This window comes from Streptomyces sp. NPDC040410 (genome assembly GCF_055595715.1).
In genome coordinates this window covers 1-25,907 of the sequence record NZ_JBVIVK010000030.1, presented here as the reverse complement: position 1 = coordinate 25,907, position 25,907 = coordinate 1, and the positions used below count along the sequence as shown (strand labels likewise).

Here is a 25,907-nt window from a genome sequence, read left to right as displayed (position 1 = left end):
CCCGCGGGATGCGGGCGGGCCTCCTCCGTACGACGGCGCCCGGACCCCTGCACGAGGTCCGGGTGCCGTCACGTGCGCGCGGGTCCGTTCAGCCGACCCGCCGGATGACGCTCACGCCCTCGCGCACGGTGAGCACGCTCTGCCGCACCCGGGGGTCGGCCGCGACATGCCCGTTGAACGCGCGCATCGCGACGGTGTCGGGCTGCTGGTCCCGCTCGTTGGCGACGCCTCCGAACTGCAGGACGTTGTCGGCCAGGAGCAGACCGTGCGGGGACAGCTTCGGCAGCACCGCCTCGTAGTAGTCGATGTACCCGGGCTTGTCGGCGTCGACGAAGACCAGGTCGAAGGGGCCGGGCAGGTCCCTGACCGACGTCAGGGCCGGGCCCTCCCAGAGGTGGATGCGCTCCGCCCAGGGTGAGGCCGCGAAGTGCTTGCGCGCGATCGAGGCGTGCAGCGGGCTCAGTTCACAGGTGTGGAGCTCGGCGCCCTCCGGCATCGCCTGGGCCATGCAAAGCGCGGAGTAGCCGGTGAAGGTGCCGATCTCCAGGATGCGGCGGGGCCGCAGGGCGAACACCACAGACGCCAGGAACTCCCCCTCCAGACTCCCCACCATCATGGCCGGCAGGTCCGTCTCGGCCTCGGTGTCGCTGACCAGGGTGGCCAGCCAGGACGGCGCGGGGGAGGAGACCTCCTCGGCGTACTTCTCCACGACCGGTCGTACGATCATCCTCGGTTCCTTCCCGCGGGGTCGGTGTGGGCGTGCTCGGGGTGGCCGTGCAGCCGTTGGGCCAGCCAGTGCGTCAACTCGTCGCGGGCGGGCCCGCGCAGATAGAAATGGCCGCCCGGGAACGCGGTCAGCTCGGTCTGCGCCGAGGTGGCCTCTGCCCAGGCCGCCGCGTCCGCCGCGTCGACCTCAAGGTCCTCGGTGCCGTAGCAGACGCTCACCGGCACCGAGAGGTCGCGGCCGGTCGCGGGACGGTAGGTGCCCACCAGGCGGTAGTCCGCGCGGAGCATCGGCAGCGTCATCTCGCGCAGGCCCGGCAGCTGCAGCAACCGTGCGTCAGTGCCGCCGAGTCGGCACACGTCGGCCCACAGCTGCTCGTCGTCCAGGTGCTTGTCGTCCGGGCGCTGCCGGGCAGGTCCAGGACGACCGGAGACGATCAGCCGCTCCGGGAGCGCCTCGCCCGCCGTGCCGAGGAGCCGGGTGACCTCGTGCGCGACGGAGGCGCCCATGCTGTGCCCGAAGAACCACACGGGCTTGTCGTCCAGTTGGGTCAGCGCCTTGGCCAGCGGCTCCACGAGGCCGGGCATGTCGGTGCAGCAGGGCTCGCCGATGCGGTCCTCCCGGCCGGGGTACTGCACCACCATGCCCTCGACGCCCTCGGGCAGGTCGCGCACCAGCGGGCGGTAGAAGCTCGCCGCCCCGCCGCCGTGCGGGAAGAACACGAGGCGCCGCACGGCTCGGGGCCGGGGAAAGTAGCCGCGCAGCCACGGGTTCGGGACATCGGTGCTCACGCCGGGACCTCCGGCAGATCCGAGGCGGCGAGGAGTTCCGGCGGCGCCTTCGGGTGGCGCAGTCGTACCGGCCCGCAGGCCTCGCTCACGCGCATCGCCAGCTTCGCCAGGGCCACGTGGTACTGCACGTGCCCCCGGCTGTCGGCGCCCGACCGGACCTCGTCCCAGGTCGCGGCGATGGCCCGTGCCGTGGCCTGCGGCCACAGTTCGCGCAGCACCTCGCTGTACGAGGCACCCTGCGCCGGACCCAGGTGCTCCACGCTCGGCACCATGAGGTGCGGGGCGGCGCAGTCGCCGAAGCGCACCAGTTCCCTCATGTCACCCGGCATGTGCGGGCGCATGCTCCACTGCACCGGGCCGTGCGTGTTGACCAGGGTGAGGTGCCCCCCGTCCGTGCCCAGGGTGATGCGGTGGAAGAGGTGGCTGTAGTTGTCCGGGTCGGAGGGCACCAGCTCGTTCTGGAGCCGGAAGGACATCGGGACACCGGCGAAGCGGCCGGTGAGGCTCCGGTACGGTGCCTCCGGTGCCTCCGCGAGCGCCCCGTCGACGCTGTGCGGGCGGATCGACCCCAGCGCCCGGCCCAGGATGTCGAAGACCGTGTAGAGCACCTGGAAGGCACAGGTCACGTCGAGGAACAGCGGCTGCTGCCGGGCCACCAGGTCGCGGGCGGCGCCGATGAACCGGCGCACCGGCTCCACGTGCGGATAGTGGGTGTTCAGCCGGAACACCACCCCGGACTCGGTGGCGGCGCGCAGGCACGCCACCAACTCGTCGGGGTGGAGCGGGTGTTCCTGCAGCACGGGCACGCCGCGGCGCATCAGTGCCTGGGAGAGCCGGGGCCCGGGGCCGCCGTTCATCACCCCGCCGACGACCACACAGGCCAGGTCGACGTCGTCGGGCACCTCCTCGACCGTGGACCACAGCGGTACGCCGTGGTGCGCGGCGCAGGCGCGGCTGCGGGCACTGCCGGACGCGAGGATCCCGGCCAGCTCGAAGCCGAAGTCCGCCCGCTCGAAGGCCGCCAGGTAGGCGCGGCCGAAGCCGGTACCGGCCACCAGGACGCGTGGGCGGGTCACAGTTCGCCCTCCTCCATGGCACGGGCCGCGAGGACCGGCCGGTCGACGACCTCCAGCAGCCCGACCGCGGGCTCGGCCCGCAGAGCGGCGAGTACGGTCTCGGCGTCGAGTACGTCGGAGCCGAAGTGCACTCCCGGGCCCGTCCTGCCGTCGAGCACCGCCAGCACGGCCAGCGCACTGGCGAGGCCGGTCAGGGCGTACGTGTCGCCGGCGCGCAGGGCCAGGCTGCGGGTGGCCGGGCGTCCGGTGTCGTCGGTGCCGGTGACCTCGAACAGCATGAGCTGGAACGGGTCCCTGCCGAACAGGTCGAGCGCCGCGGCACGGGTGAGATCCTCGGCCGCCTCGGCGAGAGCGGACTCGCCGCGCATCGCCCCCTGGAGTCTGCTCAGGCAGTTCATCATGTGCGCGCCGCCGTCGAAGACGTTGTACCAGTCGATCTCCGTGAGCCCGGTGACCTCGGGGAGCCGCGCGGACTCGAAACTCAGGTACGGGTAGACGTCCACCCGGTTGTGTGCGTAGGGCAGTTCGACGCCGGTACGCGGCTCCAGTTCGCGCTCCACGCGGATGCCGCCCCTGATCGCGCCGCGGGCCTCCCCGTACGCACCGCCCATGGACAGCAGGTAGTCGGCGGCTCCGGCCGGGGTGAGCCGGTCCATCGTGCCGACGTAGGCCGTCAGCCGTTGCGGGCGGCTCATGGTGGAGCACAGGTGGCGGGGGAGCAGACCGGTCAGGCCCGGCTGCATGCCCGCCGTGATGACGGCGGTACCGGTGAAGGTGCCCGGCCGGGTCAGTGCCTCCAGCAGCGGTTCGTCACCGCCCGGGTCGACATAGTCGGCGCCGGCCGCCGCCGCGGCCCAGGCCACCCGGTCGAGGACCTGGTAGGACGGGCCCGCGCAGTTGAGGACGACACGCGCGCCGCGGCAGAACCGGGCCAGCGACCGGCCGTCGTACAGGTCCACCTCGACCGCCTCGCCGCGCAGACCGGACGTGGCCAGCAGGGTCTCGGCCTGGGTGCGGTCGCGCCCGCCAACCCGTACGACGGCGTCGGGAAGGCGGTCGGCGATGGCCCGTACGGCGGCCGCGCCGACGGCGCCGTAGGAGCCGACCACCGCGACCGACGGGGTGCTGTGCTCGCTCACGCGTTCTCCTCATCGGGCAGGTCGATCACATCGGAGGTGACCAGCTCACGGCAGGTGAAGTGGTCGCCCGGCACGGTCTGTCGCAGGAGTCCGCCCACGCAGACCGACTCCCACAAAGCGGTCATGTCGGCGGCCATGGTGGGCCAGATCGGGGACTCCTCGTCGTGCACCAGCAGCCGGGCCTCCCCGGTGTACAGACCGGGGTCGTGGGCGGCGACGCAGGCCGCCAGCGCCCGTCCCCGCGCGAGGCGTTCGGCGAGTTCGTCCGCGCCGAGCCCCAGAGCCCCGGCGAGCTCGGCCAGCCGCTCCTCGCGCGAGAGCGCGCCGAGCGCGGCGGCCCTCTCGCCCACGGCTCGCAGCTCCGGCTCGCTCCGGTCCACCAGCGCGGCCAGCGCACCGGGCGGTATGTCACCGGCGGGGGCGAGTGCGGCGAGCGCCGACCCGAGTGCGGGGACGTCCGGGTAGCCCAGGGCGGCCGGGTCCTGCCCGTGGTCCAGGCAGAGCAGCGCCTCTTCGAGGACGTCGTCGCGGACGGTCGCGGGCAGCGGGTAGCTGCTCAGTACGGTCAGCCCGCACACCGGGGTGCCGAGCTCGACCAGTTGCTGGGCGACGGCGAGCGCCAGCACACCCCCGCTGTGCGCGCCGACCAGGTGGAACGGACCCGGGCTCAACGCCCGTACCCGCGCCACGATCTCCTGCGCCACGTCGTCCAGGCTCCGCCCCTCGGCCACCCGCACCTGCGGCACCACCACCACCGGGTCGAGCGCCCCGAGGCCGGCGGCGAGCCGCTCCACCTGGCCGCCCAAACCGTCGCCGACCAGGACGTGCACCGGGTTGCCGAGAGCGTCCGCCGTCCCGGTCAGCACCAGCTCGTCACCGGCCCCGCTCTCCTCGGACACGCCCTGCCCCTGCTGGAGGAACGCGGACAGCTCGCGCACCGACGCGCCGCCCAGCAGCTCGCGCAGCAGCTCGTCGAAGAAGACCTGGGCCGCGGCCGGCACCTGCTCGCGCAGCGCCGTGACGAGCTGGGCGGCGAGCAGCGAATCCCCGCCCAGCGCGTAGAAGTTGGTGTCGAGCGGCACCTCCGACTCGCGCAGGACCTCCGCGTACACCGCGGCGACGCCCAACTCCAGTTCGCCGGCCTCACGCACGCTCTCCCCGGCCACAGCGGCGCCCGCCGCCCGGTGCTCTTCGGCCCACCGGGCCAGGGCGGCGCGGTCGACCTTGCCGTTGTCGGTCAGCGGCAGCGCGTCCAGCACCTCCAAGCGCGACGGGATCATCTCCGCCGGGAGCCGCTCGGCGAGCCGCCGGGTCAGCTCCTCGGTGTCGAGCGGCTCGCGGTCGGTCTTGAAGCGGGCCGCGAAGACGTGCATCCCGATGCGGGCCAGCTCGTCCTCGGGTGCCGGGACGCACAGCTCCAGGTCGGCCCCGGCGGTGGCCAGCAGGTCGTACCACTGTCCGCGGCCGATGAAGGTCTGGTCCTTGCCGTGGCGCACGTCCTGGAAGTCCCCGGCGGTGGCGTCGAAGAGGAACTCCATCGAGGTGAGGATCTGGTAGTTGTCGCGGGTCGTCTCGATGAAGACCAGCCATCCGCCGGGCACCAGCGCCTCGCGCATCCGGCGCAGGACCGCGCGGGCGTCCTTCGCGTAGTGCATGACGTTGCCGCACAGGATCACGTCCACCGAGTTCGGCCTGACGCCCTGTTCGCGGTACGACTCGTTGAAGTCGAACAGCGCGTAGTCCACCCAGGGGTATTCGGCGAACCTCTCACCGGCCTTGTTCAGGAAGAACTGCGACACGTCGCTGAAGGTGTAGCGGACCCTCTCGCCGTCCAGCGCCGGGATGGTGTCGACACTGGTGCCGCCGACGCCCGCGCCGACCTCCAGCACGCGCAGCGGACGGCCGGAGGTGTTGCGCCGGGCCACGCCCAGCACGGTGGAGGTGGCCAGCCGGTTGAGGTAGCGGGAGAGGAAGCCCTCCATGTAGGCGGCCTCGTGGATGCTCAGGTCGCCCTCGGGGAACAGCATCCGCAACGGGTCCCGTTCGTCGCGCATCAGCTCCGGCAGGTGGGTGGCGGCGAGCTTGAAGTAGTTCACCAGCTCGGGACGGTCGTTGGCCTCCGGCAGCAGCCGGTCGACCTCGGCCCACGCCTGCTCGACGTCCTCGGGGGTGACCAGGCGCGGACAGCCGAAGGTGCCGTCTGCGGCCCGGTCCAGGTAGCCGTTCTCCACGCAGGCGGCCAGCCAGCGGCGCACCAGCCGCTCGTGCCGGGGGGCCACCCTGGCCAGCCGCATGATCTCGGAGGTGCTGTGACGCGTCGCGGCGTTCGGCCACAGGCCTTCCTGGCGCAGGACGTCGACCATGCGGCGCAGCGCCGCGTCGTCGAGCACGGCCGCGAACTCGACCACCTTCGCGACGTCCACCCCGTTGCGGATCTCCTCGGCGGCCGCGAGCACCTCGGGCACCAGGGCTGCGTCCACGGCATGGTCGGCCGGGTCGGCGGGCGAGGGCGAGACGAAGGCGACCAGCCTGCGGTCGTTGCGCTCGCCCTGCGTGGTCACCGCCACCGCGTCGACCTGCGCATCGGCGGCCAGGGCCGACTCCACCTCGGCCAGTTCGATGCGGTGGCCGCGGATCTTGACCTGCCGGTCGTCACGGCCGATGAACTCCAGGGTGCCGTCGGGCAGATAGCGGGCGAGGTCACCGGTGCGGTACACCCGCTCGCCGTCCGGCAGCGCGAAGAAGCTCGCCGCGGTCTTCTCCGGGTCGCCCAGATAGCCCTTGGCCAGGCCGGTGCCGGCGATGTACAGGTCGCCCACGACGAGGTCGGGGCAGGGCCGCAGGAACGCGTCGAGCACGTGGAAGCGCTGGTTGTCCAGCGGAGTGCCGTACGGGATGCTCGCAGCCGCCGTGTCGACCTCGCCGATCGGGTGGAAGATCGACCAGATCGACGCCTCGGTGGCGCCGCCGAGACTGTACAGCTCCACCCGGGGGAGCCGTGCGCGGACGGCGTCGGGGAGCGTCACGGGTATCCAGTCGCCCGACATCATGCCGAGACGCACGGTTGCGCAGTCGCGGCCGTCGCCGCGCAGGTACTCCTCCAGCAGCATCATCTGGGCGGGCACCGTGTTCAGCACCGTCACGCCGTGCCCGGTGATCAGCTCGGCCCAGTGCGAGGGGTCGCTGCGCCGCTCCGGGTCGGGAAGCACCAGGGCGCCTCCCCGGCCGAGGACGCCGAAGACGTCGAAGACCGACAGGTCGAAGCCCAGGCTCGACAGCCCCAGCGCGACGTCGTCCCTGCCGATCCCGAACCTGCGGCACACGTCGTCCAGGGTGTTGACCGCCGCACGGTGACTGATCTCCACGCCCTTCGGCTCGCCGGTCGAGCCCGAGGTGAAGATGACGTACGCCGAGTCGCCCGGGGAGACCGGAACCTCGTCGAAAGCGGCCGTGGACAGCCGGTCCACGTCGATACGTCCGACACCTGCGGGCAGTTCGCCGCCGACCGTGCTGTGCGCGACCACCAGGCCGATCCCGGCGGACTCGATGATCTTGTTGCGCCGGGCGTCGGGCTGGCCGGCCTCGACCGGGACGTACGTGCCCCCGGCCAGCAGCACCCCGAGCGCCCCGGCGATCTGCTCCCAGCCCTTCTCCAGCACCACCACGACACGCTGGTGCGGCCGGTGGCCCTGCGCGGTGAGCGCGGCGGCCACGGCGGCGGCCCGGCCGGTCAGCGTCGCGTAGTCGACGCTTCCGCGATGGTCGATCACCGCCGTCGCGTCCGGGCACCGGCGTGCCGCGTCGAGCAGCGCCCGGTGCAGCAGCGCGTCGCTCACGGGCCGGGCCGTGTCGTTGGCCGCCGCGCGCCGCTGCGCCTGGTGCGCGGGCAGGGCGAGCGGGTCGCCCTCCCACGCCTGGTCCCCGTCGGCGAGCCGGTGCAGGAGGTCACCGAACGCGGCGAACATGTCGTCGAGGACCGGCTGGGGCACGGTGTCGTCCCGCACGTCCCAGTTGACGAGCAGCGCCCCTGCGGCCTCCATCGCCTGGCAGTCCACCCAGACCTGCGGCGTCTGACTGATGCCGTTGCGGATCTGGGAGCGCATCATGCCCTGGGGGGCGAGACCGTCGGAGAGTCCGATGGCGCTGGTGAACACCACCGGCATCATCGAACCCTGCCGGCCCCGGCGGCGGGTCAGCTCGCGCAGCACCTCCACGCCCGAGAACAGCCGGTGGTCGAGGTCCTCGAAGAGCTGCTCGCCCGCCCTGCGGGCACGTCCGGCGAAGGTGTCGGCGCAGCCGCCGTCCACGGCCAGCAGCTCGACGGAGGTGAAGTCGCCCACGATGTCGCCCACGTCCGGGTGCAGCGGCAGTCGGCTGAGCACCGTCACGTCGAGCGTGAACCGCCGGCTGCGGCTCCAGCGGCCGATCACCTCGGCGTACGCGGCCATCACGGCCGTCGAGGCGGAGACCTGCTGTTTCCCGGCACGGGACTTGAGCGCCGACCAGAGCGCGGGCTCGAGTCGCAGCTCGCGCCGGGTGAAACCGGCCGCACCGTGTCGGCTGGGCCGGTCGACCAACGGCAGTTCGGGGGCGGCCGGCAGCCTGTCCAGGCGCGCTGTCCAGTAGTCGCGGTCGCGCTCGTACGCGGGCCCCTGGCGCACCGCCCGTTCCGCCCGCAGATAGTCACGGAACGAGATCCCGGGGGCCGCGAGAGGGGCGTCGGGGTCCTCGTAGAACGTGCCGAACTCGTCCAGCAGCCGGTAGATGCTCACGTAGTCCGCGATCAGGAAGTCGATGGAGAAGTGCAGGACGGCCCGGTCGGCGAACTCGGTGACCTCCAGCGAGTACAACGGGCACGCGGTGACGTCCTTGGACTCCGCGGAGAGCCGGCCGCGGACCTCGCGGAGCGTCTCCTCGCCCGCCGCCGCGGGCAGTGCGGTCGTGTCGTGCCAGCCGATGACGGGGGCGGGCGGATCCTTCAGCACCCGCTGGTAGCCGTCGTAGTCGATGACCACGCGCAGCATCTCGTGCCGGTCGACCACCCGCTGCCAGGCCCGCAGCAGCCGGTCCCGGTCGAGCGCGGGGAACTCCAGCTCGCCGTAGGCGTGACAGGGCACCGAGCCGTACTCGAAGGCGCCCCGGCGGCCCAGCAGGTAGGCCGACTGGACCTCGGTGAGCGGGAACGGCTCGTGGGCCGCGTCGGGATCGGGCCGCACCTGCTGCGGGCTGCGCTCGCGCAGCGCCCGGAGCACGTCGTCCCGGCAGCCGGAGAGCAGGGCACGGCGCTCGGGGGTCATGGCCCCTTCCGGGCCCCGGAACCGGAGTTTGCCCTCGTCCTCCCACAGGTGCAGTCCGGCCTGTTCGAGTTCGCTGATGATGTCGGCGGCGGTCACAGGACACCTTCTTCCAGTCGGACGCAGGCTTGGCCCGGGTGGCTGCCGGAGATCTCGGCGTCGAGGACGGCGGCGATCCCGGCGATGGTCGGGTGGTTGAAGAGCTGGCGCAGCGAGAGCTCCACGCCGAAGCGCTTGGCGAACTGCTGGATGATCCGGGTGGCGGTGAGGCTGTCGCCGCCGAGGCCGAAGAAGTCGGCGCTGCGGCCCACCCCGGGGGCCTCCAGCAGATCGGCCCACACCTCGGCCACAGCGCGTTCGGTGTCCCCCCGCGGACGGTCGTCAGCCGCAGGCTCCTGTGCCGTGTGACGCAGCCCGTACGTCTGCGCGACGGCGGCGCGGTCGACCTTGGCGTTCGCGTTCAGCGGCAGCCGCTCGACGACGGTGAGGTGTTCGGGGAGCATGTGGGCGGGCAGGTGCGCGGCCAGCGCCGCCAGCACCTTCGCTGCGGCCGGTGCGCGATCCAGGCCCTGCTCAGGGGTGACGACCGCGGCCAGGCGGTGCACCCCGGCGCTGGCGTCGACCCATGCCACCGCCCTCGCGACACCGGGCAGTTCGCGCAGCCTGGTCTCGATCTCGCCGAGTTCGATCCGGTGCCCGCGCACCTTCACCTGGTGGTCGCGCCGGCCCAGGAACTCCAGGATCCCCGAGGGGTGGTAGCGGCCCAGGTCGCCGGTGCGGTACCACCTCTCGCCCCCGGCCGCGACGAAGGAGGCGGCTGTGCGGTCCGGGTCCCCGCGGTAGCCGAGCGCCACACCGCAGCCCCCGATCCACAGCTCGCCGGGCACGAAGTCGGGCCGGTCCCGGCCGTGTGCGTCGACCACGCGGAAGCGCTGGTTGGCCAGCGGACGCCCGTACGGGATCGACACCCACGCGGGATCGACGGCGGTCACGTCGTGGGCGTTCGACCAGATCGAGGCCTCGGTGGCACCGCCCATGGCGACGAGCAGGGCGTTCGGGGCGCTCGCCCGCAGCCGGTCGCAGAGGTCCAGCCCGACCCAGTCGCCGGAGACGATCGCCACGCGCAGCCACGGCAGGCTCGTGCCCGACTCGCAGGCCACCAGCAGCATGTCGAGCAGGGTGGGCACCGTGTTCCAGACGGTGACCTTGTGTTCGGCGGCGAGACGGGCCCAGACGGCCGCCTCCCGCCGGACGTCCTCGGTGAGGGTCACCACGGTGCCGCCCACCGCGAGCAGTCCGAACAGGTCGTAGACGGACAGGTCGAAGTCGAGCGCCGAGACCTGCAGGACCACGTCGGCGGGCCCCACACCGTAGCGGGCGTTGACGTCGTCGATGGTGTTGGCGGCGGCCGCGTGGGTGATCTCCACCCCCTTGGGCTCGCCGGTGGAGCCCGAGGTGTAGATGACGTACGCGAGCTGTCCCGGGTCGACCGGCACCGGCTCCGCGAGCGGTGCGGCCGCCGACGCCTCGGCCACCGGCACCAGCCGCACCGCCTCGTCCCAGTCCCCGCCGGACTCTGAGCCGTCCGCGACCAGGGCCAGGCGCGCCCCGGCGGACAGCACGATCCGGTTGCGGCGCGCGGCCGGCTGGCCCACTCCCACCGGTACGTACGCGCAGCCCGCGGCCAGCACGCCGAGCACCGCGACCACCTGGTCGGGCCCCTTCGGCAGCGAGACGACCACGGTGTCGCCCGGCCGCGCCTCGAGCGACACCAGGTGTCCGGCGACACCGCGAACCCGGCCGGCCAGCTCGGCGTAGGTCAGGGCCTCGCCGGACGGCGTGCGCACCGCGACGGCACCGGGGGTGCGGCGGGCGACGTCGAGGACCGGCTCGTGCAGCGTACGGGCGGGGCGGGCCACGGCGGTGGCGTTCGCCTCGGCGCGGACCTTCGCCTGCGCGTCGGGAAGGGCGACCGGCGGGGCCGGGCGGGACCAGTCGCTGTCGGCGAGCGCGACCAGCAGGCGGCGCATCGCCTCCAGGGCCGCCGGGATCACCCCGGGACTGTAGAGGCCCTCGACGTGGTCCCAGTTGACGGCGAGTCCGCCGTCGCGCTCCACCACCTGGCAGTCCAGGGCGACCTGCGGGCTCTGGGAGAGTCCGCGGCGCAGCTCGCCGAAACCGAAGGAGAGGTCCTTGAAGTCCGCGCTCACCCCGAGCGTGGAGGTGAACACCACCGGCATCAGCATCTGTCCGCCCCCAAAGCGCCGGGCCAGTTGCTGGAGCACCCAGGTGGTGGAGACGTTGCGGTGCTCGATGCCCGCCCAGACCTGCCCCTGCAACCGGCGCACGGTGCCGGCCCAGGAACCCTCGGGACGGCTGTGGTGACCGAGCAGCAGCAGCGAGGTGAAGTCGCCGACCACCTGGTTCACCTGGGGATGCACGTCCTGCCGGTCGAAGACCGTCAGGTTGAGCGTCAGCGAGGTCTCGGCGCTCCACGCCGCCAGCACCTCGGCGAAGGCGGCCGCCACGACCGTCGACGCGGTGAGCCCCTCGTCGGCCGTGCGGCGGCGCAGCTTCGCCCAGGTCGCCGAGTCGATGCGGAACTCGTCCCGCACGAACCGCGGCCGGTCGATGCGCTCGGGGTCCAGGGCCGTGGGCAGCGCCGGAGCCGCGGGCAGCTCCTCGATCGCCTTCAGCCAGTACTCCTCGTCCCGCGCCTTCGCAGCGGGATCGGTCCGCTGGGCGAGCAGGTAGTCGCGGAAGGACAGCTCCAGCGCCGCAAGTTCCCGGCCGGGGTCGGCGTACAGCGCGTTCAGCTCGGTGAAGATGGTCATGATCGACAGCGCGTCGAGCACCACGTAGTCGAAGCCCACGCCGAACACCGTGTGTCCGTCGTCGCGTTGCACGGCGCGCACGTCGAACAGCGGCCAGGAGGTCACGTCGAGCACCTGCTGCGCCATGTCCCCCAGCGCGGCGACCGCCTCCTCGTGGTCGGCCGCGGTGGTGCGGGTGACCGCGAACCGGTAGTGCGGCACCTCGGGCAGGATGCGCTGCCCGCCCTCGCCGTCGAGCACGGCGCGCATCATCTCGTGCCGTCGCACCAGCGTGTTCCAGGCGGCTTCCAGCCGGTCCAGGTCGACCTGGTCGCTCTCGAACTCCCAGTACCAGTACGAGGCGACGCCGCCGAGGACGAAGCCGGGGTCGCGGCCGAGCCAGTAGGCGCGCTGCACGTCGGTGAGCGGGAAGGGCTCGTACCGGTGCTCCGGGTCGGCCGGGACCGTGCCGGCAACCTGCGCCTCGGTGCGCGTCAGCGTCTGGGCGAAACCGCTCACCGAGGGACGGGTGAACAGGTCGCCGAGCCTGGCCTCGTACCCCTGCCGGCGCAGGGCGGCCAGGAGGCGGGCGGCCTGCAGGCTGTCGCCGCCGATGTGGAAGAAGTTGGTGTTCCGGCCGAGGGGCCCGCATCCGAGAAGGTCCGCCCACAGTGCGGCGACCGTCTCCTCCGCCGCACCGCGCGGGGCGCCCGACGCGCCGCCGGACATCCGCTCGCTCACCAGCGCGGCCAGCAGCCGCCCCGCCTCGGCGCGATCGACCTTGCCGTTGCGGCTCAGCGGCAGTTCGTCGACGGCCACCGCCCGGGCGGGGACCATGTACGCGGGCACCTGCCGGGCGGCAGTGGCCAGCACTTCCTCGGTGTCGGCCGTGCCCGGAGTGACCAGGGCGTACAGCGCGCCGCCGTGCCCGGCGACCGGCGTCACCACGGCGTCGCGCACCCCGGGATGCAGGCCCAACGCGCGTTCGACCTCGCCGAGTTCGATCCGGTAGCCGTTCACCTTGACCTGGAGGTCGGCGCGGCCGAGGAACTCGATCACGGCCCCGGGCCGGTAGCGGGCCCGGTCGCCGGTGCGGTACCAGCGCGCGCCGTCCGCCTCCACGAACTTCGCAGCGGTCAGCTCCGGTGCGCCCACGTACCCCCGGGCCACCCCGGCCCCGCCGATCCACAGCTCCCCGGCCACCCAGTCGGGGCGGTCGCCGCCGTGCTCGTCGACGATCCGGCAGCACTGGTTGGGCAGCGGCACGTTGTACGGGACCGAGACCCAGGAGGGATCCACCTGCGTGACCTCCTGGACGGTCGAGTGGATCGCGGTCTCCGTGGTGCCGCCCAGGACCACGAACACGCTGTCCGCACGCAGCGCGTGCACCCGGCCCGGCAGGTCGAGCCCCGCCCAGTCGCCGCCGAGGAGCTGCAGCCGAAACGGCCAGCCGCCCGGCTGCGGCCGCGACGAGGCCGTGGTCAGCGCCATGTCGAGCAGTGCGGGCACGCAGTTGAGGACGGTGGCCCGGTGCTCGGCCGCCCTGCGCAGCCACGTCTCGGGGGAGCGCCGCTCCTCGTCGTCGACCAGGACCAGCGCGCCGCCGCAGGTGAGGGGGCCGAAGATGTCGTAGACGGAGAGGTCGAAGTCGAGCGCCGACAGACACAGGGTGCGGTCGGCGGGGCCCATCCGGTAGCGCTCGTTCAGCGCCGCCACGGTGTTGTGGGCCGCCGCATGGGTCAGCTCCACGCCCTTGGGTTCCCCGGTCGAGCCGGACGTGAAGATCACGTAGGCGGGGACGTCCGGCGAAACGTCCACCGGACGCTCGAGCGAGGGCAGTTCACGATCGGTGGCGCACCGTACGTCGATGTGCGGGATCCGGCCGCCGGCCGCGTCCCGGGCCCCACCCGCGGTCACCGCCCACCGCGCGCCGGACAGCGACTCCACGGTGTGCCGCCGTGCCTGCGGCTGTTCCGTCCCCACCGGCACGTACGCCGCGCCCAGCGCGTGCACCGCCAGTACCGCGACCACCTGCTCGACGCCCTTGGGCAGGGTGATCACGACCCGGTCGCCCGCGGTGACACCGGCGGTGCGCAGGACGTGGGCCAGCCGCAGGGCCCGCTCGGCGAGTTCCCCGTACGTCAGCACCCGGCCGTCGCCCCAGAGCGCCGCCGGTGCCCCACCGCGCTCGGCGGCCTGCCGGAAGAACTCCTCGTGCAGCGCCCGGCGGGGCAGGTCCGCGCGGGTGTCGTTGGCGCCGCGGCGGGCCTGGAGCTGCGGTGCGGGCGGTCGCACCGGCAGGCTCTCCCACCAGGCGCTGGGCTGCGAGGCGAGCAGCCGCACCCGGTTGACGAAGGCCTCGAACATCGCCTCGGGAACACCGGCCTCGAAGAGGTTCTCGGCGGTCTCCCAGTTGATCATCATGCCGTTGTCGTGCTCGATCAACTGGAGGTCGATCCACACGCCCGAAGTCTGCGAACTCATCCACACCGGGGTGCCGAGCACCGCACGGGTCGCCCCGTCGAACAGCTCACCGAGGCTGAGCGCGCTGGTGAACACGACGCCCGCCCGCCGGTTCGCCCCGGCGGTGGTCCTGGCCAGGTCGCGCAGGACCGAAGTGCCGCCGTACGCCGCGTGCGCGGCATCGTGCCGGTACTGCTCCTGCACCGTGCGGGCGCGCTCGACGAAGGTGCGGCGCGTGTCGGGCGCCACCTGGAGCAGCAGCAGGTCGGTGAAGTCCCCGACGATCCGGCCGACGTCCGGGTGCACCGGGATCCGGTTCAGCACCGGCAGGTTGAGCAGGAACGTTGACTCCTCGCTCCAGGCCGCGAGGACGTCCGCGTAGGCGGCGGCGACGGCCATCGACACCGTCAGGCCGTTGCTGCGCGCGTGCTGGGTGAACCGTTCGTACGTCTCCGGGGCCAGCCAGGCGTGCCGCCGGACCGTGTGCACCCGCTCGATCCGCTCCGGCGGCGCGGCCAGCGGCAGCCGGGGCGCCTCGGGCAGGTCCTCGGCGCGCTCGCGCCAGTAGGAGACGTCGGCCGGGCGGGGCTCCCGGCCCAGCTCGGCGACCAGGCGGCGGTATTCGGGGAAGGTCAGGGCGGGCTGCGCGGGCGCGTCGGCCGGGGCCTCGTAGTGGCGGGCCAGGTCGCCCACGACGATCCTGAAGCTCGACGCGTCGCAGACGACCATGTCGATGTCGAGGAAGAGCCGGCCCGTCCCGGCCGGCAGCAGCGCCAGCCGCACGTCGAGCCCGCCCCCCTCGGCGACCGGCAGCGTCTGGTGGGACAGCCTCTCGCGCAGCTGCGCCAGCCGCTGTTCGCGCTCCGGGTGCTCCAGACCCCGCAGGTCGACGACCTCGTCCAGCCCCCGGCACTCCGGCAGGATCCGCTGGCCCCCCTCGCCGACGGCCGCCCGCAGCATGGGGTGCCTGCGCCGCACCGCGGCCACCGCGCCGTCCCAGCGCGCGACGTCGGCGGTGACGTCGAACTCGAAATAGAAGTGCGACCCGGTGTTCAGCGGCATGCCCGGCTGACGGCCCGACCAGTAGGCGTGCTGCATCGGGGCCAGCGGGAACTCGCCCGTCCCGGCGGCCGTATCCCGCTGCGCCTGCGGGCGCGGGCCCGTGCCGTCGTCGGTCCCGGACAGCAGCGCGGCCCAGGCGCGCACAGTGGGTTCCTCCACCAGGTCGCCGAAGGTCACTTCCACACCGGCCTCCTGCCAGGAGGCCGCCAGGCTCATCATCCCGAGGGAGTCCAGACCGAGCGTGACGAGGTCCTCGTCCAAGCCGATCTCCGCGGCCGGGAGTTCCAGCCGCGCGGCGACGGTGTCGCGGATCTCCTCGGCGGACAGCGCGCGTCCCGCCGTCACCTCACTGGTCATCGTGGCCTCCCGTGCGCTGCCGGGGGCGCGCCCCGGCCTGGTCGGTGTGGGGCGCCGCGCTGCGGGCGGCGGTCATGCAGATGTCGACGTACGCGGCGAGCAGCGACTCGACGAACTCCGGGTCGAAACGGTCGGGGTTGTAGAACAGCAGCACCCGCACCGTGTCCCGGTCGGGCACGGCGACCAGCTCCAGCTCGAAGCGGGTGGCGACGTCGTCGGGCACCAGGACCTCGATGTCCAGCCCGCCGGCCCGGGTCGAGTACACCGGGTCCGCCATCATCTGGAACACCACGTCGTCGAGCCGGCGGTCGGTGCCGCCCAGATTGATCGGCAGCATCTGGAACGGCAGCGCCTGGTGGACGAACGCCTCCATCACCGTGCCGTGCGTGGCCCGCAGCTGCGCCGCGAAGTCGCCGCCGGTGAGCCGGGTCCGCAGCAGCACCATGTTGGCCAGGAACCCCACGGTGCGCCGGTGTTCGGCGCTGCGATTGGCGAACAGGGTCGCCACCGCCAGGTCTTCGGCGCCGCTGACCGACTTCAGGGCCCGGTAGTACGCGGTGAGCAGGGCCACGAACATCGTCGACCGCTCCCGCTTGGCCAGGGCGTCCAGCGCGGCCACCGTCGGCGCGTCCAAGACGTGCTGCACGAGCCTGGTGTCGCGCGGCGCGCCCGCGGTGGCCGGGCGGATCGGCAGCGGGGGCAGCGTCACGTCCTTCAGGCGCTCGCTCCAGAAGGCTCTCAGCCGCTGCCCGGAAGAACCGGCCAGGGTCTCGCGCTGCTCCTCGGCGAACCGTGAGTACCCGGCGGTGTCGCCGCAGGGCCTGCCCTCCAGTGCGGCGCACAGGTCCTCGAAGATCACGTTGCAGGACCATGAGTCGGTCACCATGTGGTGCATGTTGAAGCAGAGCACGTGATGCCCCTCGGCGAGCCGCCACAGGGTGATGCGCACGGCGCATTCGGTGGCGTCGATCCGGGTGCCCAGTTCCCTGGCCACCTCCCGGTCGGCGCACGCCCCGGGATCCGGCTCGCCGGTCAGGTCCACCTCGCGGATCCGCGGTGACACGGCCGGGTGCACCAGCACCTTGAGGCGGCGGCCGCCGCCGGTGAAGGTGCTGCGCAGCGCCTCGTGCCGGGACATCACGTGGCCGACCGCCTCCCGGAGCCGGTCACGGTCGAGCGGGCCGCGCAGCCTGCACAGCACCGGGCAGTTGAGCGCGCCCTCCTCGCCCCGGTATCGGTCGAGGAACCACAGCAGCGTCTGGCCCACGGACGGGCGGATCTTGGTGGCTGTCACGTCCGGCAACGTAACGACGGTCGTCGCCCGCGCGGCCGTCGCTGAAAGAAAGCTGAGAGGACCTTCACGTTCCTTTCCGGCCACGCGGGCCCCGTCCCTCGCCCGCGTCAGGGTGGGGGTACCTGTGTCGCGCGCGGCGCCCTCGCGGGGCGCCGGACCCATCCCGGCGGCACCGTCACACAGGAGGCCGCTCGATGCCGGCCAACCCTTTGGAAGACCCGGACGAGAGCTACCTGGTCCTGTGCAATCAGCGCGGCCGGCGGTCGCCGTGGCCCGCCCGGCTGCCGGCCCCCGCCGGCTGGCGGGTGGAACTGCCTGCGACCTCCCTGGACCGCGCCCACGCCCACGTCGAACGCGTCTGGCCGGACGTGCGCCTCCGCCCGTCGCGGCGGGCGGATCCACCGCTTCCGCCACTTTCACCGCCGAAACCCCTCAGGATCGTTGTTGGCCGAGATGTTCCACAGGGTGACGATGTCGCCCGCCGACACCTCAACACCCCCGATCCGCAGGTCGACGGTGGCCGTACGGGCGAAGTGCATGGCCGGGCTCACACAGCGCAGCACCTCCTCCACGCCGTCCGCACCGCCGCCTCGCCGGTGCGCAGCCGACGCCACTGCTCCTCGTGGGTGCCCAGCGCGTGCAAGGCGCCGATCGTGGTCACCCGGGTGGACTCGTCGCCCCCCAGGATCAGGCTGTAGCAGTTGAGGGCGAGATCGTCCTCCGTCATCGGCTCGCCCTCCACCCGAGCGCCGGCGATCGTGCTGATCACGTCCTCGCCGGGACGGCGACGGCGCTCGCGGACAACATCCACGAAGTACGACAGGATCTCGTTGCGGGCCTCCAGCGCGTCGAAGGGGTCGTCCTCGGCGCTCTCCGACGACAGCGCGCGCTTGTTCCAGCCCAGCAGCAAGGGCCGGTCGGCTACGGGCAGTTCCAGCAGGTCGCACACGGTGTCGAGCGGCAGGTGCTCGGCGATGTCCCGCGCGGCGTCGGCCTCGCCGTACCGACCACGGCGGCCACCAGGGCGTCGGCCCGCTGCCGCACCACTTCCTCCACGTGCCGCAGCACCCGTGGCGAAGGCACGCAGCATCACCTGGCGCAGCTCGCGGTGGCGGGGACGGTCCATCACCGCCAGCATCCGCCCGCCGGCCGAGTCGCCGCCGCTCAGCAGGACGTCCAGCACCGTTCCCCGGGCCGAACTCAGCCGGGCCGCGTCCCTCTAGCAGTCCTGGACGTCCCGGTGCCGGGCCACCGCCCAGAACCCGGGGCGGCCGTCCGCGGGGGGATGCCAGCGCACCGGATCGCTGCGACGCATCCGGTCCCAGTACGCGTACGGGTCATGCTCGACGAACGCCGCCGGGTCGGCGAGATCGAGAGCCGCCCCTAAGGCGTCGTCGTACGGGCCGTCGAAAACGGCGGCGTTGTGGGAGGAGACCACCGGGAGACTCCTTTCGGCCCGGACATCGGGCCTGCACGAGGGGCTCGGCCTGGACACCGGGCCGGTACGGAGGTTGCTCGTTTCCGGCCTCGATCCTCACCTCTCGCGCCCGCGCCCGAGGCGGCGCTGAATGAATGATGAAGGTTTCCGCGGCGGCCCCGGGCATGCGTGCGATTCTCACCTCCGAGGCGGCGAAGGGGAGACCGGCCATGGGCGTGCACCGCGGATCCGTACGCACGGTGTCGAGCACGCAACGCCCCGGGCTCCGGCTGCTCGGGCTGCCGCACTCCGGCGGCCGCGCGGAGAGCTTCACCGGCTGGCGTGACGCGCTCCCCGCCGCGTTCCCCTGGACCGCGGTGGAACTGCGCGCCGCACAGTACCCCGGGCACGGCGACCGGCCGGCGGAGCCGCCGAGGGAGGAGGCCGGCGCGATCGCCGAGGAGATCGTCGCCGACCTGACCCGGCTGCCACCGGCGGACCTGCTGCTCTTCGGCCACAGCTTCGGCTCGGCCGTCGCCTGCGAGGTTGCCCGCCGGTGCCCCGGGGCGGGCATCGACGCCGTCCTGCTCGTCGCGTCCAGCGCCTGGGCCCCGGCGGACCTGGCCCGGCCCCCTCGTGACGAACACCTGCTGCCCGACGAGGAGCTCTGGAGGCGCCTTGCCGCCCTCGGGGGCATCGACCCCGGCATCGCGTCGCAGACCGAGTTGCGCGACCTGCTGCTCCCCGCGATGCGCGCGGACATCGCCGCACACGAGCGCTACCACTGCCCGGACCCGGTCTCGCTCCACTGCGACGTGCCCGTCTGTAGGGCCCGGGGAGACCCCCGGAACGGTCCTGGCCGGCGCCCACCGGGGCCGTCTCACCACCGGGCACACGAGCATCGACATCAGACACGGAGCCCATTTCCACGTCTTCGACAGCCCCGCGCTGCTGTTGGAGGACCTGGCGCGGCGGGTTCCCACCCACAGGAAGGGAGGCAGTTCGGCACATGAGTAGTCCTTGGGCAGGCCTGCGGCTGGTCGTCACCGGCGGCGGTTCGGGCATCGGGGCCGCCGTGGTCGCCCACGCGGCCGGGCTGGGCGCCGACGTCCTGGCGGTCGGCCGACAGGCCGACCGGCTGGCGGAGGCGACGGCGAAGGCGCGGGCCGAAGGAGCGGGCACCGCGGTGCCGTACGCCGTGGACGTCACCGCCCCCGACGCCGCAGCGCGGATCGCGGAGCGCGCCGGGGAAGTACTCGGCGGCGTCGACGCCTTGGTCAACAACGCCGGGCACGCGGTCTTCGACCGCCTGGAGGACGCCGCAGAGGCCGACCTTCGGAAGATGATCGACACCAACCTGGTGGCTCCCGCCCTGCTGATCCGGGCGCTGTTGCCCCTGCTGCGCGCCAGCCGGGGCTGCGTGGTCAACGTGTCCTCCGTCGGCGGCGTCCTGGCCATGCCGAACCGGTCGTTCTACGGGGCCAGCAAGGCCGCCCTGAACTCCCTGACCAGGTCACTCGCCGTAGAACTGGCGCCCGAGGTCCGGGTGAACGCGGTGCTGCCCGGCCCGGTCGACACGGGCCTGTGGGACCTGGCGGCGGGCGAGGGCGCGGACGCCCTGCGCGAAGGAATCGTGGCCGGCACCCCCCTGGGGCGGTTCGGCCTGGCGCAGGAGGTGGCGGCCTGGGTGTGCCACCTCGTCGACCCCGAGACCTCGTCCTGGGTCACCGGATCCCTGGTGTCCGTGGACGGCGGACGTACGGCCTGAGCCACAGCCCAGCAGCACCACCCGGCCGGCCCGATCCGGCCGGTCCTGCCATCAGCGGAAAGGCATGAATCAGATGACGCACACAGCTTCACCGTGGTTCGCCCCGGCCTCGGCGATCCCCTCCTCCTGGCTGTACGAGTCCTTCCGGATCGCCAACGAGCGCGAGCGGGAGCACCCCGGCCAGATCAAGCTGCACGTGGGTGAGCCCGCCTTCGCCCCGCCGGACTCCGTCGCCAAGGAGTTCGTCGCCGCCGTCCTGGACGGCCGGGCCCGCTACATCGACGTGCAGGGGCTCCCGGAGCTCCGTGAGCGTCTCGCGGACAAGCTCGACACCGTCAACCGCATCGACACCGAGCCCTCCCGGCTCTTCGTCACCCCCGGGTCGTGCCAGGGGCTCAGCGCCCTGATGCGCTGTCTCGCCGGCTCGGGAGCGGAGATCCTGATGCCGGAGATCCACTGGCCCGTGCACCTGCAACAGGCCCTTCTCGCCGGATTCCGCCCGGTGTTCTACAAGCTCGACGAACACTTCGCGCCCGACCCCGAGTCGATCCGGCAGGTGGCCACCCCCGCGACAAGGGCGCTGCTGCTCAACACCCCCTCGAACCCCACCGGTGCGGTCGCCGGCCTCCCGCTGCAGCAGGCCCTGTACGAGATCGCCGACGAGCGGGGCTGGCAGATCATCAGCGACGAGGCCTACGAGGACTTCGCATTCTCCGGCCCCCACCTGTCGATCGCCGCCCTGGAGCGCGACCGCCCCGCGTCGCAGCGCATCGTCAACAGCGTCTTCACCTTCTCCAAGGGACCGGCGATGACCGGCTACCGGCTCGGCTACGTCGCGGTGTCGCGGCCAAAGACGGCCGCCGCCATGCGCACGGTCCAGGAGTCCTGCATCATCGCGCCCAACGCGCCCGTCCAGTACGCCGGACTGGCCGCCCTGGACGCGTCGGGAGCCCTCGCCGGCAACCACGACTTCGTACGGGGAAACCGGGACGCCGCGCTCGCCCCGCTGGTCGACGAAGGGCTGCTGCCCGCACTGCCCGGCGGCGGCTGGTACGCCATGGCCGACATCTCCTCCACCGGTCTGACCGGCGAGGAGTTCAGCGCCGAACTCATGCTCCGCCACGATGTCGTGGTGGTTCCCGGCAGCGGGTTCTCCGCACGGCCCGAATTCGCCCCGGACGGCACGATGCGACCGCTGAAGCCCGGCGGTGTCGCGTCCGGCCTGGTCCGGATCGCGTTCTGTGTCGAGCGTGAGCAACTCGTCACCGGGGTGGAACGTCTGGTCGCACTGGTCCGTGAGAAGAGGCAGCAGTGATACCCACCGAGGTGACCTACACCTCCTACCTGAAGCTCGACGAGCTGCTGACCCTCCAGCAACCGCGCACCACCGAGGAGGACGCGGACCTCACCACCGTGCTCTCCGAACAGTTCTTCATCGTCAGCCACCAGACCTGCGAACTGTGGCTGAAGCAGATCCTGGGCGACCTCGCCGCCGTGGAGGGCCAATTCCTGACGATGACCACCGCGGGCCTGGAGCGGTCCGTGGACCTGCTCTACCGGTCCAGCGAGCTGCTGCGCCTGCTGCACGAGCAGCTCATGGCGCTCGAACGGCTGCCGTTGGAGGACTTCGCCCAGTTCCGGCAGTACCTCGGCACGGCCAGCGGCGCCCAGTCCAGCCAGTCCCACGAACTGGAGCGGATACTCGGCAGCGCCAGCCGTTCCGGATCACTGTTCCTCGCCTTCCGTTCCGGGCTGGAGCGGATCGGCGCCGACTTGGAGGAGATCGTCGGGGCGGGTGTCGAGGCGGGCTCGTTCCACCGGGTCGTCGAGGCGATGCTCAGGGTCGGTAACGGCTACTTCCAGTGGAAGATCGGGCACGTGGGCCTGGTGATGAAGATGATGGGGGAACAGCGGGGCACCGCCGGCACCTCGGGGGCGGCGCATCTCCTGGGCCGCGCCACGATGCCGTTCACCGAACTCCACGAACTGCGCGGCAAGGTGCACGAGCGCCAGCGCCAGCAGGCGGGCTGACCGCTGCGGGAGCGGCCCCCCGGAACGCGCCCGCGGGCGCGTTCCGGGGCCGGCCGGATCAGGTGGCGCTCTCCAGGATGTAGCCCCGCCCCCACACGGTGCGCAGACTCAGCCGGACGCCGTCCAGCCGCTGGCGCAGCCGCATGATGTGCAGGTCTACCGCGTTGCTGGTGACCGTCTCGTTATGGATGCGGCCCAAGGCCTCCTTCAGCGTGTCCCGGCGGACGAGGCGGCCGAAGTCGGCCAGGAAACAGCGCATCATCTCGCTCTGCGCCTCGGACATGGGCATCGATTGTCCGCCGTAGTAGAGCACCCCCGTCGGATCCAGCGCGGGCCTTCCGGTGCGCTGCTGCAGGGTGTGGACGCGAGCCGCCAGGTCGAGGCGGGCCACCGGCGGGCGCACCCAGTCCTCGGTGGGGGAGATGTCGCCCGGCGGCGCCGTCTGGCCCTCCAAGACCAGCAGGCATGGCAGTCCCGCCTCGCGCAGCTGGTCCCGTTCCCGGCTCTGCACCGGCCAGCGCAGGAATCTGACTTCTTGTTCGTGAGGGAGCTTGGCCATGGTCGTGACCCCCGTTTCCCGTGACAAGTGACAGCTGGTGGTCGAGGACCTGCGGCATCGCCGGCACATGCGCGCGTCCCTCCGGCGGCGCCGCCGGGGGGACGCCCGACGGGGCCGCCGGAGCTGGTCCGGGACGCTCACGAAAGGTTCTGCTGCCGGGCTTCGACGCCGGTTCCCGCATGACGTGGTCACCGGCCCCCGTGATCCCGATCTTGCCGGGTCCCGATTCCAAATCAATTCCAGGTGGATTCCGCTCCGGCGAGGACTCGATTCCCCTTCGAAGCGTGCCGCGTGCTCCCCGCGACGGACACGGCGGGGGCGGCGAAAGAACCACGACATAGAGGCGTGGGGCCGCCCGGCGATCGGCAAGATCCCGCATGGAACCGACCGCCCCGACAGCTGACCGCGGTCATGATCAGGAGCATGCGATGACGAACGAGAACAGCACACCGAGCCGCCGGGTCGCCGTCGTCGGCGCCGGCATCACCGGACCCCTGCTCTCCCTGTGCCTGGTGAGGCTGGGTTTCGAGGTGAACCTGTACGAGGCCTACGTGCGCCGGGCGCGGGACGTCGGCTCGTTCCTCAACCTCGCTCCGAACGGGCGGGCCGTACTGGAGCGCCTGGGTCTGGCCGACCGGATCCTCGAACAGGGCACCGTGGCGGGCTCCATCAGCTTCGCCAACCACAAGGGCCGGGAGCTCGTGCAGAACCCGGAGCGCACCACCAACATCATGCGCGGCGAGCTCAGCGGCGCCCTGCGCGAGGCGGCGACCGACGGCGGGGTGAAACTGCACACGGCCAAGCGCCTCGTCGCACTGGAGGAGAGCGGCGACCGCGGCTGGCGCCTCGGCTTCGAGGACGGCGCGCACACCGAGGCCGACATCGTGCTCGGCTGCGACGGCGTGAACTCCACCACGCGCCGCCTGCTGCTTCCCCACGCGCCGCGGCCCACCTACACGGAGGTGGTCGGCTCCGGGGGCAGGTCGCAGATCGGTGCCGCGGAACTCCCCGTGGACGGCCGGTTCCACATGATCTTCGGCCTGCGTGGCTTCTTCGGGTACCAGGTGATGTCGCCCGGTGTCGTGTGGTGGTTCGAGAACCACCAGGAGACCCGTGAACGCAGCTTCGCCGAACTCGCCGAGATCGACGACGCGCACTGGGTGGCCGGGCTGGCCGACCGGCACCGCCCCGACCCCGCCGTGATCGGGCGCATCCTGAACGCCTCCACCGGACCGGTCGGCCGGTGGCCGGTCCACGAGATGCCGCCCCTGGACACCTGGCACCGGGGGAGCGCCGCGGTGCTGGGGGACGCCGCGCATGCGGTGGCCCCGCACCTGGGGGCGGGCGCCGCGCTCGGCATGGAGGACGCATACGAACTCGCCCTGGCACTGCACGAACACCCGACCGTGCCGCAGGCGTTCACCGCGTTCGAGGAGTCCCGGCGGGACCGGGTCGCCGCGATGGCGAAGCAGGCCCGGCAGACGGGGGCGGTGATGACCCCCGATCGGTGGATCACCCGGGTGATACGCGATCTGATGTTGCCGATGGCCATCAGGCAGGGGGTGCGCAAGGGCACCGAGGCCTATTCCTACCGGCCTTCGCCGTGGCCCGTGCGGGTCGACTGAGACGCATGCGGGCGCAGCAGACCTCAGGTCCTCCTGCTGCCGCCCCTCGCGGGGGCCGACCCCGCGAGGGGCGGTGCGGGAAGCATCGAGGGGCTGCTGACGGCTGTCGACCGCCGGGCCGGTGTTTCAGCGCAGCTCGCCGGTGACGATCCACAGGTGACCGAACGGGTCGCGCAGGCGTCCCTCCCTTTTGCCGTACGGGCGGTTCTCCACCGGTACGACCACGGTGCCGCCTCCGGCGACCATCCGCTCGGCGACCACGTCCTGGTCGGTGAACTCCGCCTCCAGGAGGACCGGGGAGCCGCCGACGTCGTCGGGCGAGAGCCAGCCCCACTCGGGCACTGCCGGGGACAGCGAGAGCGGGGAACCGCCGATCTGCAGGACGACGACCATCACGCGGCCGCTGTCGTCCTGCGCGCGGAAGACCTCCTTGGCGCCCATGGCCTTGTGGTAGTAGGTCGCGGCGGTGTCGGGGTCCGGAACGATCAACCGTGGCGTCAGACTCATGAGTTGACTCTATATTCCCCCGCGGCGGCTCGCAGGAGTGATTCGCTCAGTTCGAGCCACGTCCTGCGGACGCCCACCCTGCAGATGGCGGTGAAGGACTGACGGCGTTGCCGGCCTGCACCTGTCCGGCTCGAACCCGGCGGTGGACCACGATCGCGTGCCCGAGGACCTGTCGGTGGCCGAGCAGAAGACGGTCGAAGACGCCAAGAGGTTCCACGCTCAGGAGGCGCCTACTCCACCACACCACGCGGGCCCCTCCACCGCTTCGAACTTGCCGGGAACGCTCGCCGGGACCGGGTTGGAGAGTTCGATGTACTGCTCGCCGACGGTGGGCGATGCCATGCCGGCCTCCATCTGTCGCGTGATCGGCGTCGCCCGTCGCTGTGCGGCGGACGCCTACTGACGATCATGACGCGGCTTCACCTGGCCGCCCGGCAGCCTCGCCCCCGAACCAGATCGGATCGAGTGCTCTGCGGGCAACGGAGCAGGTGCGGGCCCGCTTCGAGCGCGAACGGCAGGGGGTGGTGGCGAAGGTCGAGCGGCTCCGCTGACCGTACGGGGTTTGGCCACGCTTCTTCGGCGGGGGCCGGCGGCGCACCCCAGCCCTGCGGCTGCGGCGGGTAGGGGCCGGGTTGCTGCTGCCCGTACCCCCCGAAGGGCTGCTGCCCGTACGGCGGCTGACCACCGGCGGCCGGAGGCTGACCGTACGGTGCCGGGCCCTGGGGCTGACCGTACGGACCCGGCGTCTGGGGCTGTCCGTAGACGTTCGGTGGCTGCTGACCATAGGGACTCTGCGGTGGCGTGGACATGCCAGAACCGTGCTCCAGCCGTGTGACGCCCGGCCTCAGCCCTCCCCGCCCGCCCGATCCTCGACGGCCGTCCCCTCCTCGAGGGCCGCGTGTATCTCGGCGACCCGCTCCCGCTCCTCCGCCGCGAACCGCTCGGCGTCGAGCCGCTCGGCGATCTCCTCGTCCTGGTTCATGAGCA

General features: G+C 72.6%; 18 protein-coding genes and 1 pseudogene. 6 read left to right on the top strand and 13 right to left on the bottom strand.

What is annotated here, in order from left to right; genetic code table 11:
- Positions 1-88: 88 nt before the first annotated feature.
- Genes ACZ562_RS34935 through ACZ562_RS34905 form a run of 7 tightly spaced genes read right to left on the bottom strand, consistent with a single transcriptional unit; the run spans position 89 to position 17,013 of the window.
- Positions 89-727, bottom strand: a complete 639-nt coding sequence (locus tag ACZ562_RS34935; RefSeq protein ID WP_471187860.1) for an O-methyltransferase — start codon at positions 725-727, stop codon at positions 89-91.
- The gene (locus ACZ562_RS34930) at positions 724-1,515 is read right to left on the bottom strand and encodes a thioesterase II family protein (protein WP_471187858.1); all 792 of its coding nucleotides are present in this window, start codon (positions 1,513-1,515) and stop codon (positions 724-726) included. Before ACZ562_RS34930 ends, ACZ562_RS34935 begins: the two co-directional genes overlap by 4 nt.
- Positions 1,512-2,591: a Gfo/Idh/MocA family oxidoreductase gene (locus ACZ562_RS34925; RefSeq protein ID WP_471187855.1), complete on the bottom strand. Its 1,080-nt coding sequence runs from the start codon at positions 2,589-2,591 to the stop codon at positions 1,512-1,514. Before ACZ562_RS34925 ends, ACZ562_RS34930 begins: the two co-directional genes overlap by 4 nt.
- Positions 2,588-3,730: a saccharopine dehydrogenase NADP-binding domain-containing protein gene (locus ACZ562_RS34920; RefSeq protein WP_471187852.1), complete on the bottom strand. Its 1,143-nt coding sequence runs from the start codon at positions 3,728-3,730 to the stop codon at positions 2,588-2,590. The genes ACZ562_RS34925 and ACZ562_RS34920 overlap by 4 nt, the downstream gene beginning before the upstream one ends.
- Positions 3,727-9,123, bottom strand: coding sequence for an amino acid adenylation domain-containing protein (locus ACZ562_RS34915; RefSeq protein WP_471187849.1), 5,397 nt, complete (start codon positions 9,121-9,123; stop codon positions 3,727-3,729). Before ACZ562_RS34915 ends, ACZ562_RS34920 begins: the two co-directional genes overlap by 4 nt.
- Positions 9,120-15,719 carry an amino acid adenylation domain-containing protein gene (locus ACZ562_RS34910; RefSeq protein WP_471187846.1) on the bottom strand — a complete coding sequence of 2,200 codons (6,600 nt, stop codon included), beginning with the start codon at positions 15,717-15,719 and terminating at the stop codon, positions 9,120-9,122. The genes ACZ562_RS34915 and ACZ562_RS34910 overlap by 4 nt, the downstream gene beginning before the upstream one ends.
- A complete protein-coding gene (locus ACZ562_RS34905; RefSeq protein ID WP_471187844.1) occupies positions 15,709-17,013 on the bottom strand; it encodes a condensation domain-containing protein in 1,305 nt (434 codons plus the stop codon). The genes ACZ562_RS34910 and ACZ562_RS34905 overlap by 11 nt, the downstream gene beginning before the upstream one ends.
- A gap of 194 nt (positions 17,014-17,207) precedes the next feature.
- Here ACZ562_RS34905 and ACZ562_RS34900 point away from each other — a divergent pair.
- Positions 17,208-17,354: pseudogene (locus tag ACZ562_RS34900) on the top strand (MbtH family NRPS accessory protein); the annotation flags it as partial.
- Between the two features lie 75 nt (positions 17,355-17,429).
- Here the strand turns inward: ACZ562_RS34900 and ACZ562_RS34895 are convergent.
- Genes ACZ562_RS34895 through ACZ562_RS34885 form a run of 3 tightly spaced genes read right to left on the bottom strand, consistent with a single transcriptional unit; the run spans position 17,430 to position 18,451 of the window.
- Positions 17,430-17,564, bottom strand: a complete 135-nt coding sequence (locus tag ACZ562_RS34895; RefSeq protein ID WP_471187967.1) for a hypothetical protein — start codon at positions 17,562-17,564, stop codon at positions 17,430-17,432.
- Positions 17,561-18,196: a cytochrome P450 family protein gene (locus tag ACZ562_RS34890; protein WP_471187841.1), complete on the bottom strand. Its 636-nt coding sequence runs from the start codon at positions 18,194-18,196 to the stop codon at positions 17,561-17,563. The genes ACZ562_RS34895 and ACZ562_RS34890 overlap by 4 nt, the downstream gene beginning before the upstream one ends.
- Positions 18,197-18,232: 36 nt before the next feature.
- On the bottom strand, positions 18,233-18,451 hold the full coding sequence (locus ACZ562_RS34885; protein WP_471187838.1) for a hypothetical protein: 219 nt from the start codon (positions 18,449-18,451) through the stop codon (positions 18,233-18,235).
- Positions 18,452-18,660: 209 nt separating this feature from the next.
- Between ACZ562_RS34885 and ACZ562_RS34880 the strand changes: the two genes are divergently transcribed.
- The 4 genes from ACZ562_RS34880 to ACZ562_RS34865 all read left to right on the top strand — a co-directional run bounded on the left by ACZ562_RS34880 (position 18,661) and on the right by ACZ562_RS34865 (position 22,229).
- Entirely contained in the window at positions 18,661-19,443 is a 783-nt protein-coding gene (locus tag ACZ562_RS34880; RefSeq protein ID WP_471187836.1) for a thioesterase II family protein, read from the top strand.
- Positions 19,440-20,198, top strand: coding sequence for an SDR family NAD(P)-dependent oxidoreductase (locus ACZ562_RS34875; protein WP_471187834.1), 759 nt, complete (start codon positions 19,440-19,442; stop codon positions 20,196-20,198). Before ACZ562_RS34880 ends, ACZ562_RS34875 begins: the two co-directional genes overlap by 4 nt.
- A gap of 73 nt (positions 20,199-20,271) precedes the next feature.
- Positions 20,272-21,513, top strand: a complete 1,242-nt coding sequence (locus tag ACZ562_RS34870) for a pyridoxal phosphate-dependent aminotransferase (RefSeq protein ID WP_471187831.1) — start codon at positions 20,272-20,274, stop codon at positions 21,511-21,513.
- A complete protein-coding gene (locus ACZ562_RS34865; RefSeq protein ID WP_471187828.1) occupies positions 21,510-22,229 on the top strand; it encodes a tryptophan 2,3-dioxygenase family protein in 720 nt (239 codons plus the stop codon). Before ACZ562_RS34870 ends, ACZ562_RS34865 begins: the two co-directional genes overlap by 4 nt.
- Before the next feature lie 58 nt (positions 22,230-22,287).
- Here the strand turns inward: ACZ562_RS34865 and ACZ562_RS34860 are convergent, their stop codons facing one another.
- On the bottom strand, positions 22,288-22,788 hold the full coding sequence (locus tag ACZ562_RS34860; RefSeq protein ID WP_471187825.1) for a helix-turn-helix domain-containing protein: 501 nt from the start codon (positions 22,786-22,788) through the stop codon (positions 22,288-22,290).
- 428 nt (positions 22,789-23,216) lie between these two features.
- Between ACZ562_RS34860 and ACZ562_RS34855 the strand changes: the two genes are divergently transcribed.
- A complete protein-coding gene (locus ACZ562_RS34855; RefSeq protein WP_471187822.1) occupies positions 23,217-24,413 on the top strand; it encodes an FAD-dependent oxidoreductase in 1,197 nt (398 codons plus the stop codon).
- A 126-nt stretch (positions 24,414-24,539) separates the two neighbouring features.
- Here the strand turns inward: ACZ562_RS34855 and ACZ562_RS34850 are convergent, their stop codons facing one another.
- Both ACZ562_RS34850 and ACZ562_RS34845 read right to left on the bottom strand, forming a co-directional pair.
- The gene (locus ACZ562_RS34850) at positions 24,540-24,920 is read right to left on the bottom strand and encodes a VOC family protein (RefSeq protein WP_471187819.1); all 381 of its coding nucleotides are present in this window, start codon (positions 24,918-24,920) and stop codon (positions 24,540-24,542) included.
- A 219-nt stretch (positions 24,921-25,139) separates the two neighbouring features.
- On the bottom strand, positions 25,140-25,262 hold the full coding sequence (locus ACZ562_RS34845; RefSeq protein ID WP_471187816.1) for a hypothetical protein: 123 nt from the start codon (positions 25,260-25,262) through the stop codon (positions 25,140-25,142).
- Between the last annotated feature and the right edge of the window lie 645 nt (positions 25,263-25,907).

Excerpts from the sequence above, each read along its gene's own strand:
- ACZ562_RS34935 (WP_471187860.1), bottom strand. The coding sequence starts at position 727 with ATGATCGTACGACCGGTCGTGGAGAAGTACGCCGAGGAGGTCTCCTCC.
- ACZ562_RS34910 (WP_471187846.1), bottom strand. The coding sequence starts at position 15,719 with ATGACCAGTGAGGTGACGGCGGGACGCGCGCTGTCCGCCGAGGAGATC.
- ACZ562_RS34880 (WP_471187836.1), top strand. The coding sequence starts at position 18,661 with ATGGGCGTGCACCGCGGATCCGTACGCACGGTGTCGAGCACGCAACGC.
- ACZ562_RS34875 (WP_471187834.1), top strand. The coding sequence starts at position 19,440 with ATGAGTAGTCCTTGGGCAGGCCTGCGGCTGGTCGTCACCGGCGGCGGT.
- ACZ562_RS34870 (WP_471187831.1), top strand. The coding sequence starts at position 20,272 with ATGACGCACACAGCTTCACCGTGGTTCGCCCCGGCCTCGGCGATCCCC.
- ACZ562_RS34860 (WP_471187825.1), bottom strand. The coding sequence starts at position 22,788 with ATGGCCAAGCTCCCTCACGAACAAGAAGTCAGATTCCTGCGCTGGCCG.
- ACZ562_RS34855 (WP_471187822.1), top strand. The coding sequence starts at position 23,217 with ATGACGAACGAGAACAGCACACCGAGCCGCCGGGTCGCCGTCGTCGGC.
- ACZ562_RS34850 (WP_471187819.1), bottom strand. The coding sequence starts at position 24,920 with ATGAGTCTGACGCCACGGTTGATCGTTCCGGACCCCGACACCGCCGCG.
- ACZ562_RS34845 (WP_471187816.1), bottom strand. The coding sequence starts at position 25,262 with ATGGCATCGCCCACCGTCGGCGAGCAGTACATCGAACTCTCCAACCCG.